Source organism: Phyllobacterium sp. P30BS-XVII (assembly GCF_014138335.1).
Classification (GTDB): domain Bacteria; phylum Pseudomonadota; class Alphaproteobacteria; order Rhizobiales; family Rhizobiaceae; genus Phyllobacterium; species Phyllobacterium meliloti.
Genome location: NZ_JACGXO010000008.1, coordinates 134,908 through 148,192 on the forward strand (window position 1 = coordinate 134,908; position 13,285 = coordinate 148,192).

The 13,285-nt window shown below is 54.6% G+C and carries 10 protein-coding genes; 3 read left to right on the top strand and 7 right to left on the bottom strand.

Going from position 1 to position 13,285, the window contains the following annotated elements:
• Positions 1 to 33 precede the first annotated feature (33 nt).
• Both FHW17_RS20510 and guaD read left to right on the top strand, forming a co-directional pair.
• Complete coding sequence (locus FHW17_RS20510) at positions 34 to 1,272, top strand: urate hydroxylase PuuD (protein ID WP_112522261.1); 1,239 nt, start codon at positions 34 to 36, stop codon at positions 1,270 to 1,272.
• Positions 1,269 to 2,627 carry a guanine deaminase gene (guaD, locus tag FHW17_RS20515; RefSeq protein WP_182510704.1) on the top strand — a complete coding sequence of 453 codons (1,359 nt, stop codon included), beginning with the start codon at positions 1,269 to 1,271 and terminating at the stop codon, positions 2,625 to 2,627. Before FHW17_RS20510 ends, guaD begins: the two co-directional genes overlap by 4 nt.
• A gap of 10 nt (positions 2,628 to 2,637) precedes the next feature.
• Here the strand turns inward: guaD and FHW17_RS20520 are convergent, their stop codons facing one another.
• From FHW17_RS20520 to FHW17_RS20550, 7 genes are all read right to left on the bottom strand, one after another.
• Positions 2,638 to 3,654 carry an NAD(P)H-quinone oxidoreductase gene (locus tag FHW17_RS20520; RefSeq protein ID WP_182510705.1) on the bottom strand — a complete coding sequence of 339 codons (1,017 nt, stop codon included), beginning with the start codon at positions 3,652 to 3,654 and terminating at the stop codon, positions 2,638 to 2,640.
• A gap of 42 nt (positions 3,655 to 3,696) precedes the next feature.
• Positions 3,697 to 4,413 (bottom strand): GntR family transcriptional regulator, encoded by a 717-nt coding sequence (locus FHW17_RS20525; RefSeq protein ID WP_112522264.1) that lies wholly within the window; start codon positions 4,411 to 4,413, stop codon positions 3,697 to 3,699.
• A 211-nt stretch (positions 4,414 to 4,624) separates the two neighbouring features.
• Positions 4,625 to 5,542, bottom strand: a complete 918-nt coding sequence (gene sucD / locus FHW17_RS20530) for a succinate--CoA ligase subunit alpha (RefSeq protein WP_182510706.1) — start codon at positions 5,540 to 5,542, stop codon at positions 4,625 to 4,627.
• Positions 5,542 to 6,741, bottom strand: coding sequence for an ADP-forming succinate--CoA ligase subunit beta (gene sucC / locus FHW17_RS20535; RefSeq protein ID WP_182510707.1), 1,200 nt, complete (start codon positions 6,739 to 6,741; stop codon positions 5,542 to 5,544). The genes sucD and sucC overlap by 1 nt, the downstream gene beginning before the upstream one ends.
• Positions 6,742 to 6,824: 83 nt before the next feature.
• Positions 6,825 to 8,951, bottom strand: a complete 2,127-nt coding sequence (locus FHW17_RS20540; RefSeq protein WP_112522268.1) for an acetate--CoA ligase family protein — start codon at positions 8,949 to 8,951, stop codon at positions 6,825 to 6,827.
• Between the two features lie 365 nt (positions 8,952 to 9,316).
• Entirely contained in the window at positions 9,317 to 10,609 is a 1,293-nt protein-coding gene (gene oxlT / locus FHW17_RS20545; protein ID WP_112522269.1) for an oxalate/formate MFS antiporter, read from the bottom strand.
• Positions 10,610 to 10,812: 203 nt separating this feature from the next.
• Entirely contained in the window at positions 10,813 to 10,950 is a 138-nt protein-coding gene (locus tag FHW17_RS20550; protein WP_162700399.1) for a hypothetical protein, read from the bottom strand.
• 552 nt (positions 10,951 to 11,502) lie between these two features.
• Between FHW17_RS20550 and FHW17_RS20555 the strand changes: the two genes are divergently transcribed.
• On the top strand, positions 11,503 to 13,257 hold the full coding sequence (locus FHW17_RS20555; RefSeq protein WP_182510708.1) for a thiamine pyrophosphate-binding protein: 1,755 nt from the start codon (positions 11,503 to 11,505) through the stop codon (positions 13,255 to 13,257).
• Positions 13,258 to 13,285: the final 28 nt, after the last annotated feature.

The following is a 13,285-nucleotide window of genomic DNA, read 5'->3' on the forward strand; positions in this document are numbered from 1 at the left end:
GCACATACTCTTTTACATAAAAGGGAGAGCCGCATGTATGAATATGCCATAGCCTGGGAGTGGCTGAATTTTGCCGTCCGCTGGTTGCACGTTATCACTGGCATCGCGTGGATCGGCTCGTCATTTTATTTTGTCGCCCTTGATTTGGGGTTGCGGCAACGGCCTGATCTTCCCGTCGGCGCCCATGGCGAGGAATGGCAGGTCCATGGCGGTGGCTTCTATCACATCCAGAAATATCTGGTTGCGCCGGCACAGATGCCTGAGCATCTCACATGGTTCAAATGGGAATCCTATGCGACGTGGCTGTCCGGTTTTGCCATGCTCTGGATTGTCTATTATGCCGGTGCGGATCTCTATCTGATTGACCCGCATGTGCTTGATGTGTCGCGCCCCGTGGCGATTGCTATTTCGCTTGCCTCGATTTTTGGCGGCTGGGTTGTCTATGACACAATCTGCAAGTCCCCGTTGGGACGCAATGATACGCGGCTGATGGTGCTTCTCTATTTCATCTTGGTTGGTATGGCCTGGGGCTATACCCAGCTGTTTACCGGGCGCGCTGCTTTCCTGCATCTGGGTGCGTTCACCGCAACGATCATGTCGGCCAATGTGTTCATGATCATCATCCCCAATCAGAAGAAAGTGGTAGCGGACCTGATTGCAGGCAAGACGCCCGATCCGAAACTCGGCAAGCAGGCCAAGCAACGGTCGACCCACAACAACTATCTGACGCTTCCCGTGCTGTTCCTGATGTTGTCGAACCATTATCCGCTGGCGTTTGGTACCCAGTACAATTGGATCATCGCGTCTCTGGTGTTCCTGATGGGTGTTACGATCCGTCATTGGTTCAACACCCGCCATGCCCGCAAAGGCGATCCAACATGGACATGGCTGGTCACGGCAATCCTGTTCATTATCATCATGTGGCTGTCGACGGTGCCGAAAATCCTGTCGGGCAATCCGGTGGAAAAAGTATCGGCAGTGCAGCAGCCCTTCATCGCCTCGGCGGAGTTTCCGAAGGTTCGCGATACAGTGCTGGGGCGTTGCTCCATGTGTCACGCGAAGGAGCCGGGCTGGGAAGGCCTCATCGCACCGCCAAAGGGCGTGATGCTGGAGACGGATAGCCAGATTGCGGCCCATGCCCGCGAAATTTATCTTCAGGCAGGGCGCTCCCATGCGATGCCACCGGCCAATGTTACGGCGATTTCTGACGAGGAACGGCAATTGCTTGCCAAATGGTACGAAACCACAGTCAAGGGAGGAACAATCCAATGAGCCAATTGCTGTTACGCGGCCGCGTGCTGACCTTTACAGATGAGCCAAAGAGCATCGATGATCATGCGGCCTATTCCTATTTCGAAGATGGTGCTGTTCTCGTCAAGGATGGTAAAATTGCCGATGTGGGCGACTATGCAGAGCTTGCGCGTGGCACCGGACCGCAGGTAGAAATCATTGATCATCGCCCGCATCTGATCCTTCCAGGCTTCATCGATACGCATCTGCACTTTCCGCAGACACAGGCGATTGCCTCCTATGGCGCGCAACTGCTGGAATGGCTCAACACCTACATCTTTGTTGAAGAGCAGAAATTCTCATCCACAGTTCATGCGGATTTCATCGCCGGACGGTTCATGGATGAGCTTTTGCGCAATGGCACGACATCGGCCATGGCCTATTGCTCAGTGCATCGCGAAAGCGTGGATGCCTATTTCTCGGCGGCAGAAAAGCGCAATATGCTGATGATCGGCGGCAAGGTCATGATGGACCGCAATGCGCCTCAGGGGCTGCGCGATACACCGCAATCGGGTTATGACGACACCAAAGATTTGATCGCCAAATGGCATGGCCGTGGCCGCGCGCACTATGCAATCAGCCCACGCTTTGCCATCACGTCAACACCGGAGCAGATGGAGATCAGCCGGACTTTGGTGCGTGAACATCCTGATTGTTATGTGCAGACGCATCTGTCGGAAAATCGCGATGAAGTCGCCTATGCGACCTCACTCTATCCGTCAGCCAAAGACTATACCGATATCTATGCGAACTATGATCTGCTGGGTTCCAAGATGCTGCTCGGACATTGTGTTTTTCTTTCGGATCGGGAAATTTCGGGACTCGCAGAGACCAAATCCGTGGCGGTTTTCTGCCCGACTTCCAATCTCTTCCTTGGCAGCGGTCTGTTCGACCGTGACCGCTTCAAAAAGCTTGGCGCGCGCTTCTCTGTAGCGACGGATGTGGGCGGCGGGACGAGTTTTTCCATGCTGGAAACAATGGCTGAGGCCTATAAGGTTCTGCATGTGCAGGGGCAACGCCTCTCACCCTTTGCATCCTATTACATGATGACCCTCGGCAATGCGCGGGCGCTTGGCCTTGAAGATCGGATTGGTTCGCTGCATATGGGAGCCGATGCCGATATCACCATTCTTGATAGCCGGGCGAAACCTGCGATGGAATTGCGCATGCAAACGGCAACGACCCTTGCAGAGGAATTATTCATTCTTCAAACGATGGGGGACGATCGCTCGGTGAGTGAAGTTTATGTGGCGGGCAAACCTATGAAGAGCGGGCTCAACACGGCTGTAGCGCCCAATGCTGCTGCGAAGCTCGTTGCCGACCTACAGCCCGCCTGACGATAGGCGTTCAAGAGAGCCAGTCGTCGCCGATTGTGAGGATGACCTTGCCAATATTGGCATTCGATTCCATCAATGCATGGGCGCGGCTGGCCTCAACCAGTGGAAAGCGGGCGTGGATAAGCGGGCGACATTGGCCGCTGGCGAGAAGCGGCCAAACATTGGCTTTAAGTGCCGCAGCAATCCGAGCCTTTGCTTCGAGTGACTGAGCGCGCAGGGTTGACCCCGTATGGGTCAGGCGCTTCATCATCAGGCGCATGAAGTCAACCTCGACCTTGGAGCCTTGCAGAAATGCAATGTTGACAATGCGTCCGCCGATGGCCGCAGCTTGATAGTTCTGTTCAATGTAAGCGCCGCCGACCATATCAAGAATGACGTTAGCGCCTTTGCTATCGGTCACCTTCTTGACCTCTGCCACCCAATCGGTGCTGCGATAATTAATGGCTGTATCTGCTCCAAGGTCGCGGCAGGCAGCGCATTTCTCATCCGTTCCAGCCGTTACGATCACTTGAGCGCCAAATGCCTTGGCAAGCATGATTGCCGTGGTTCCGATACCTGAAGCGCCGCCATGGACCAGCAAGGTTTCACCCTGCTTTAGCCCCCCAAGTTCGAAAACATTGTGCCAGACGGTGAAGAATGTTTCCGGCAAAGCAGCAGCTTCGACAGGTGAAAACCCCTCGGGGGCAGGGAGTGCGCTGTTTCCGTCAACAGTCACATATTCAGCATAGCCTCCACCCGGCGCGAGCGCGCAGACCCTGTCTCCGATTTTCCACCTGTTGACACCGCTTCCCAGTGCCGCGACCGTGCCGGAAACCTCAAGGCCGGGCAGGTCAGTGGCACCCTTCGGAGGCGGATAAGCACCGAGACGTTGAAATATATCGGGCCGGTTGACCCCGGCCGCAGCGACACGAATGAGGATTTCATTTCCCGCAGGGGCGGAAACGGGACGCTGTTCAGGCTTGAGTACTTCAGGCCCGCCCGGTTGGCTGATAGCGATGACGGTCATATTTTGAGGTAGGTTCGTCATCACATCTCCGGATCAGGACAGGAAACAGACCGAGGCGCCTTGTTAGTCGAAGATGCCTTCGCTGTGCTTCTCCACATAGGCCGCAAGGCCAAGCGTATGATCACGGCAGAGCTTTTCAGCCAACTCCGTATCACGCTTTTCCAGCGCGGTGATAATCGCCAGATGATCCTTGATTGACTGGGACGCACGATCATCACGACCGATGGTGATTTTCCGGATTCCGCGCACATGCAGAAGGATGTTCTCTGTTGTTTCCCGCAGAATCTTTGAATCGGTCATCTGGATCAAAGTCTGGTGAAACTGCAGGTTGGCTTCGGAATATTCACCAGGATAGTCTGCAGGCTTGTGGTCTTCGTGAAAATCCTCAAAGAGCTTGCGTAACCGCGCGATTTCCTTGCCGCTGGCATTGAGTGAAACCAGCCGGGCCGCCATACCCTCAAGGGCAGCCCACATCTGGATCATTTCGATCACTTCGCGCTTGGTCTTGCGCAGGACCATAATGCCGCGCCGGGGGATGGATTTGACAAACCCCTGTTGCTCCAGCATTGCAATTGCTTCACGGATGGGCGTGCGGCTGACCCCAAGCCGGTCTGCAAGCTGCCGCTCGTCGAGCCATTTTTCTTCCGTCGTTCCGTAGATATCCATATTGGCGATGGCCTGCTTCAGCGCACCATATATCCGCGTTTTGAAGTTCGGCTCTGCTGCGAACGGTTCAAGGACGAGATTGGGGGTGGCTTCATCGGCCATTGGCCAACGCATCTGGGTTCTAGGGCTCACGTCCGGTGATCTCCATGTTTATTTGGAATGTATAATACCATATCTAGTTCTTTGAAGTCATTTTTCGAATTTTTGCAACCATTACTCGTCGGAAACACTGTTTGGAGCCGGGTTTGGTACTGGAATAACAGTCTGTCACCTGACATGCGCGGAATGTTCATGCCGCGCATGTTCATTTCAAATCGCATAAATTTTATCTTGCGTTTGATGCACGTTGATAACGCTGATCACCGTTCAGAAGTTCCACCAGCGTGGTCCCGAGACGCGCCGGAGTGGAAGCGATCCAGAGACCGGCTGCCTCCATGGCGGCAAGTTTGTCTTCAGCTCCGCCCTTGCCGCCGGAGATGACAGCGCCCGCATGGCCCATGCGCCGGCCTGGAGGAGCCGTCCGGCCCGCTATAAATCCCACGGTTGGTTTCGAGCGTCCACGTTTTGCCTCATCGGCAAGAAACTGCGCGGCATCCTCCTCAGCCGTGCCGCCAATTTCGCCGATCATGACGATGGATTCCGTTGCTGAATCGGCAAGAAACATCTCCAGCACATCGATAAATTCGGTCCCTTTGATGGGATCGCCGCCAATGCCCACTGCCGTTGTCTGCCCAAGACCCTGTTGCGAGGTCTGGAAGACTGCCTCATAGGTCAACGTGCCCGAACGTGACACGATACCGACAGATCCTTTGCGGAAGATGGACCCCGGCATGATCCCGATCTTGCATTCATCGACGGTCATGATGCCGGGGCAGTTTGGACCGATCAGGCGCGATTTTGAACCAGATAAGGCGCGTTTGACGCGCTGCATATCGAGAACCGGAATCCCCTCGGTAATGCAGACAATCAGCGGGATTTCCGCCTGAATGGCCTCGCAGATTGCATCTGCTGCACCGAAAGGTGGGACATAGATCACCGATGCATCGGCGCCGGTCGCCTCGCGCGCTGCGGCCACCGTGTCGAATACAGGCAGGCCAAGATGTGTTGTGCCACCCTTGCCGGGGGAAGTGCCCCCAACCATTCTGGTGCCATATTTGATCGCCTGCTCGCTATGAAAGGTCCCGGTCTTGCCGGTAAACCCCTGACAGAGAAGCCGGGTGTCCTTGTTGATTAAAATCGACATTAGTTTGAGCCTCCAACAGCATTGACGATCTTCTGCGCAGCGTCGTCGAGATCGTCGGCAGGGATCACATTCAGCCCTGACGTCGCGATGATTTTCTTGCCCTCATTGACGTTGGTGCCCTCGAGGCGGACAACGAGCGGGACCTTCAGGCTCACTTCCTTGACGGCGGTGATTACCCCTTCCGCGATGACATCGCAGCGCATAATACCGCCGAAAATATTGATGAGGATGCCTTTCACATTGGGATCGGCGGTTATGATCTTGAAAGCCGCCGCTACCTTTTCGGCGGTGGCTCCACCGCCGACATCAAGAAAGTTTGCAGGTTCCGCGCCATAGAATTTGATGATGTCCATGGTTGCCATGGCAAGTCCGGCGCCATTGACCATGCAGCCGATACTGCCATCCAGCGTGATATAAGAGAGGTCATATTTCGACGCTTCGATTTCCTTGGCATCTTCTTCGCTTTCATCGCGCATTGCGGCAATGTCGAGATGACGGGCGAGGGCGTTCGAATCGAAGCTGACCTTTGCGTCGAGGCATTTCAGCTGTCCATCTTTCGAGACGATCAGCGGGTTGATCTCGAGCATCTCCATATCCTTGGCGATGAATGCTCCGTATAGTTTGGCAATGAGCGTTTGCGCCTGTTTGGCAAGATCGCCGTCGAGTTCGAGCGCTTTGGCAACCGCGCGGCCATGATGGGGCATGATGCCGGTCGCTGGATCGACTGAGAAGGTCAGGATCTTTTCTGGCGTGTCGTGAGCAATGGTTTCAATGTCCATCCCGCCTTCGGTGGAGACGACAAAAGAGACACGACTGGTTGCGCGATCAACAAGAAGCGAGAGATAAAACTCCTTCTCGATCTGCGATCCGTCCTCGACATAGAGACGGTTGACCTGCTTGCCGGCAGGGCCTGTCTGGATGGTCACCAATGTATTGCCAAGCATTTCGGCGGCGTATTCACGCACCTCGGCGATGGAGCGCGCAAGGCGAACCCCGCCCTTGGCGCCATCGCCGAGTTCCTTGAATGAGCCTTTGCCACGGCCACCCGCGTGAATTTGCGATTTGACAACGAATACCGGTCCGGGAAGTTTGGCGGCCATCTCACCGGCCTCGTCGATATCGGTGACCAGATAGCCCTCTGGTACAGGTACGCCGAAGGATTTGAGCACATCCTTGGCCTGATACTCATGAATATGCATTGAGGAAACCTCCCCTTGAAAACGGCTGAATTTTTGAGTGGGTGCCAGACCCCGGCTTATGCCGGAGCCTGGCGGGGGAGGACTTAGAGAAGACCTGCACCTCTCGCCCATTTGTACTTTGCCCCCAGCACTTCGACTGGAAGTTCGGTTGAATAGGCGTAGGCAGGAATGCCATGCTGATAAAGATATTCGGCGGCCTCTTCGACTTCGACGTCACCGGCAAGTGATGCAACCATTGGCTTTTCAATGCCCTTGGCCGCCATTTCTTCCTTCACCTCAACCATCAGTTTGGCAAAGACCATCGGTGGAGTGACGATGGTGTGCCAATAACCGAGGATGAGCGAATGGATGCGATCATCCTCGAGGCCGAGCTTGACCGTGTTCTTGTAGGTGAGGGGTGGTTCGCCGCCGGTGATGTCGACAGGATTTCCTGCCGCACCGAATGGCGGAATGAACTTGCGGAATGCCGCGTCGAGATCATCTGGCATCGCCATGAGGTTCAGGCCGTTATCAACACAGGCATCGGAAAGCAGCACACCCGAACCACCGGCGCCGGTGATGATGACGACATTTTCCCCCTTTGGTGTTGGCATGACAGGAATGCCGCGGGCGAATTCAAGAAGCTGCCGCAACGAGCGTGCGCGAATAACACCGACCTGTTTGAAAACGTCTTCATAGATCTTGTCGTTACCGGCAAGAGCACCCGTGTGGGATGATGCTGCCTTGGCACCGGCGGATGTGCGTCCTGCCTTGAGTACGACGATTGGCTTTTTCTTTGCGACCCGTTTTGCCGCTTCGGCAAAAGCCCGCCCGTCTTTCAAATCCTCAAGGTGTTGGGCGATGATCCGCGTGTTGTCATCCTGTTCGAAGAACGTGAGCAGATCGTCTTCATCGATATCAGACTTGTTGCCAAGGCCAACGATCGCCGACACACCCATTTTAGCGGATCGCGAAAAGCCGATGATCGCCATGCCGATACCGCCTGACTGCGATGACAATGCCGCCGAGCCCTTGACGTCATAGGCCGTACAGAACGTCGCGCACAGGTTCTCAGGCGTATAATAGAAGCCGTAAATGTTCGGGCCCATCAAGCGGATATTATATTTACGGCCAATCTTGACGATTTCGTCCTGAAGTTCAGGTTCGCCCGCTTCGGCAAAGCCTGATGGTATCAGCACCGCGCCGGGAATTTTCTTTTCGCCGCATTCTGCCAGCGCACCGGCGACGAATTTGGCGGGAATTGCAAAAACAGCCGTATCGATATCGCCAGTTACATCCTTGACGCTTTTATATGCCTTGTAACCGAGAATCTCTTCGGCCTTTGGATGAATGGGGTATATCTGCCCCTTATACCCTCCGTTGATAAGATTCTTCATCACAGAGTTGCCGATCTTGCCGTCCTCTGCCGATGCGCCGATCACGGCAACGGCCTTCGGACGCATGATACGGTTCATGGATTTCAGAATTTCTTCCTGGCTCGGCCGGTGGCGTGGCTTTGTCTGGTTGTAATCGATGACAATACGCACGTCGGCAGCAATTGCGCCTTCCTTTGTGGCAAAAACCGGATTGAGATCGAGTTCGGAAATCTCTGGATAATCGTCCACGAGCTTCGAGACGCGCACGATCAGGTCAGCGAGTGCTTCGCGGTTGACGGGTTCACCGCCACGCACGCCCTTCAGCATTTCTGCGGCCTGAATGCTATCAAGCATCGACAGGGCTTCGTCATTCGTTACCGGCGCAAGCCGGAAAGTAATGTCCTTCAGAACCTCGACCAGAACGCCGCCAAGACCAAAGGCAACAAGCTTGCCGAAACTATCATCCGATACTGCGCCGATAATCACTTCGAGACCACCAGTCAGCATTTGCTGGACCTGTACACCGATGATTTCAGCGTTGGCCTTATAGGCTTTGGCGTTGGCAATGATCTTGTCAAAAGCAGCTTTCGCTTCTTCTGCGGATTTGACGCCGACAACGACACCACCCGCTTCTGTCTTGTGCAGGATATCAGGAGAGACGATTTTCATGACCACCGGATAACCCATGCCTGACGCGAGCGAGGCAGCTTCCCCGGCGCTAACGGCAACACCCTCCTGTGGAACCGCAATGCCGTAAGCATCGCAAATAAGTTTGCCTTCGGGTGCGGTGAGAGCCTGACGGCCTTCGGCCCGCGCCGTTTCCAGTACGTTTCGGACAACGGTTTTGTCGAGCATGACTTCCTCCCTAATTGCTGCCTGCACTCCCCGTGATGGCAGCGTTGATGTGGCTTGGATGACCAGCGGCACGGCGAGTAAACTGTGGCGCCTGCTATTCTGGTATAATGTATTCCAGTAAAAATGCTGTCAAGTCCTACTCGTGCTGCACATGGCTGTTCGCATTCGATATGGACTTGTTCTTCTGCTGTTAGCTGTTCGGCCTTGGCCGATGGTCAATATGCCCGCAGTGAGTCGATGACTTTCAATCGTGATACCGGGGCAGATAGATGTTGCCGGGGCGTTTGAAGCCAATGCCGGCATGTCCTGCAGTTTGAAGTGAATGTCCGGGCTGGATGTTTTCCAGCCCGGACTGTTGTCGCTTGCTATTGGGCAGGCTGCAGGGCGCTCTCCTGCGTTTTGCGAATAATGCCGGCGCGCCATGGCTTGAGTATGAGCAAGGCCGCCAGCGCTGCCCCGGCATTCAGGACGACGCCGATGATGAACACCGAGTTCCAGTTGCCATTGGCAGCCAGAGCTGTACCGAAAGGCACGAGTAGCGCTGCTGTACCTTTGGCTGTGTAAAGCAGACCGGCATTGGTTGCAGCGTACTTGGAGCCGAACGTATCGGTGCATGTTGATGGGAAGAGAGAGTATATCTCGCCCCAGGCAAAGAACACCAGACCACTCAGAATGACGAACATCACCGGATTACCGGCGTAGAGATAGAGCAGATAGATGCCGATTGCTTCCACACCGAAGGCGATGAACATAGTGTTCTCGCGTCCGATTTTATCCGACACCCAGCCGCAGAATGGTCGTGTCACGCCATTGAGCAGACGGTCCAGTGTAGCCGCCAGCGTGAGAGCCGGTATGCCCAACCACATGGGAATATCGGCAACGCCGTAGTCCTTGGCCATAGGCGCAAGGTTTGCCGTTACAACGAGGCCACCGGCGCCCACTGCGACGAACATGACGTACATGAGCCAGAAAATCGGGTGCTTCAGCACTTCAGAAGGCGAATACTGACGCCGACTCTGGATGATTGGACCTTTGTTGGTTGCCTCTGGCACCTGACCGGGCTTTGGCGCAAAAAGGAAGAAGGAAAGCAGAACAATAATGATGCCTTGTCCCAATCCGAAGGTGAGGAAAGCGTTTTGGAAGCCGTAATTTGCGATCGTCGCCTGAATCGGCCAGACAGTCAGCGCCGAACCCGCACCAAAACCGGCTGCTGTGATACCTGAGGCAAGCCCGCGCCGATCAGGAAACCACTTCAGTGCATTACCGACGCAGGTTCCGTAAACCGCGCCTGCACCAATACCGGCAACAGCCTGTCCGATGCAGAACAGAAACATTGTGTCTGCGTAGGAATTGATAACCCAGCCGATAGCGCACAATATGCCGCCAAAAAGGATGACGATTTTCGGTCCGTATTTGTCAACGAACCAGCCCTCAATCGGAACGAGCCACGTTTCGAAGAGAACGAAGAGTGTAAATGCCCATTGAATTTCGCTCCGCCCCCAACCGAACTGTTTCGTGATTTCAGGAACGAAGAATGTCCAACCATATTGGAGGTTGGCAATCATGACCATACAGACCACGCCAACCGCTAATTGTCCCCATCTGAATCCATCGCTTACCGGTTGCGATTGGAAACCCTCTTTCACCGCTTGAGTCATTTCCTTCCCTTTCTGACGCTTTTTGTTAGCTAAAATGCCATGCGCTGATAGGGGACATACTGGTATCAGTTATACCAAAAGACAAGACCCAAGCTAATCTGATATGTAAGTTTACAAAAAACCTCATGACTTCAAAATGTTAAGCGGCCGCCGGAGGGGAATCTGGCAGCCGCTTGAATGAGATGAACCGATCGTCTTGGGTGTTAAAGACCGAAAGGTTCGTAATTTTTGTTACGAGCGTTGGTCTCGGCAACCCGGTCAAGGAAGGCCAGAATCGTCTCGATAAGGCCGCGAGGGGCTGTACGGGTGGCTACTGAAGCAATTTCTGCGCGTGCCGGCATGGTTGACACTCCTGTTTTCGGTTAATGTTGGCGCTTATCTGGCATACCATATCCCAGTTCACAATCTCTGCTGGCGCATATCAGCATCCCATTTTTGCATAGGTTGTGCAGCGCACACAAGAAGAATTGTGCATTGCACCCATATAGAACGCGGTAAACACGGAATAGTTTCGATTTTTTTGTTTTGGACGGTTGCGTCGGAATGCTGATTTTTCATAGGTTTTGGTTGTTTGACTTTTGGTATTTATTATGCCAGAACTTTTTTATGGGCACTTTGAGCGCCATGCGCAGGCGAAAAAGCGTCTCAAACTTGTGAATTCCGGTTTGGCTTCGGCTCTCCCCGCTTCACCTTCGGGGTGGAAGGCGGGGCTCTCGACACCAGCGAGCGTTATCGCATGCAAAATCTCGATGTAGCTGAGCCAACAGGCTCCTGCCCTGACCTGCACTTCGCAGGCACGGCAGTTCTGCATCCCGCCTTTGTATTCGGCATCGGTCAGGCAAACGGGTGCCAACGATAAAAGACGGCAAGGTTCAATAGGAGGAAAGACGTCAATGACTATCGTCACGAAAGTAGAGAAAGCCACATCAACGGCTGAAGATACATTAAAGCGGAAGGTGCGCGACGGGAGCGTGGTATCTGGTGGGCATCTGGTGGCGAAGGCGCTGAAGAACGAGCGTGTCGATACCATCTTTACGCTGTGCGGTGGCCACATCATCGATATCTATGATGGCTGCATCGACGAAGGCATCCGCATCATCGACGTGCGTCATGAGCAGGTCGCGGCCCATGCCGCCGATGGCTATGCCCGGCAGACAGGCAAACTTGGCTGCGTTGTTACAACAGCTGGTCCGGGCTGCACCAATGCGGTTACGGGTATTGCAACGGCGTTTCGTTCGGAAAGCCCCGTACTGCACATTGGCGGGCAGGGCGCTCTTAGCCAGCATAAAATGGGCTCGCTGCAGGATCTGCCTCATGTCGACATGATGACGCCCATTACCAAATTCGCCGCTGGTGTCTCGTCGACAGAACGCATTGCCGATATGATTTCCATGGCCGCGCGCGAATGTTTTTCCGGCGCATCCGGGCCGTCCTACCTCGAAATTCCCCGCGATGTACTGGACCGTGAAATCCCTATTGAGAAGGCTGTCATTCCGCAACCGGGCAGATACAGAGCCTCGACATATTCAATTGGCGATCCGGCTGATATTGAGAGATTGGCCGATGTGCTGGTAAATGCCAAACGTCCGGCCATCCTGTTCGGCCAGCAGGTATTCACATCGGGCAGCACCGACGCTGCGGTGGAACTGTTGCGCGGCCTTGATATTCCCGGATATTTCAACGGTGCTAGCCGCGGTACACTGCCAATCGGCGATCCTCACCACTTTGACCGCACGCGTGGCTTTGCTTTCAGCAACGCCGATGTGATTGTTGTCATCGGGACTCCATTCGATTTCCGCATGGGTTATGGCAAGCGGATCTCCAAAGATTTGACGCTGGTGCAGATTGATCAGGATTACCGCACTGTCGGTAAGAACCGCGACATCAATCTCGGTCTGGTCGGTCATCCCGGCGCTATTCTTTCGGCTGTTCTGCAGGCTGCCTCCGGTCGTATCGACAAGGGCAAGCGTCAGGCACGTCAACAATGGATGAAGACGCTGGAGGAACAGGAAGCGATTGCCTATGAGAAAGTCCTGCCGCTTTTGAAATCGGATCAGAGCCCGATCCATCCTTACCGCGTAGCCTATGAGCTTAATGAGTTCCTTGGCGAAGACACGATCTACATCGGCGACGGCGGGGACGTGGTGACGATCTCAGCTCAGGCAGTACGTCCGCGCAATCCGGGTCAGTGGATGGATCCGGGCGCACTTGGCTCGCTGGGTGTAGGGACAGGCTTCGCGCTTGGTGCAAAGCTCGCCCATCCCAACAAGGAAGTGCTTTGTTACTACGGCGATGGCGCCTTCTCGATGACGGCATTCGATATGGAAACCTGTGATCGTTTCCACGCTCCCTATCTTGCAGTTATCGGCAATAACTCTTCGATGAACCAGATTCGTTATGGTCAGGTTGCCAAATATGGCGAAGAGCGCGGCAATGTCGGCAACAAGCTTGGCGATGTCGAATTCTCCAAATTCGCACATATGCTCGGCAATCACGGCGAGGAGGTTCGCGACGCCTCGCAGATTCAGCCTGCTCTCCAGCGGGCTCGTGAAGCCATTGCCAAGACCGGCCGGTCAGCTGTCGTCAATATCTGGGTTGATCCGAACGAATACGCGCCGGGAACCAAGAACCAGACAATGTACAAATAGCGATAACAACCGGCGGCTGCCCAAGGCC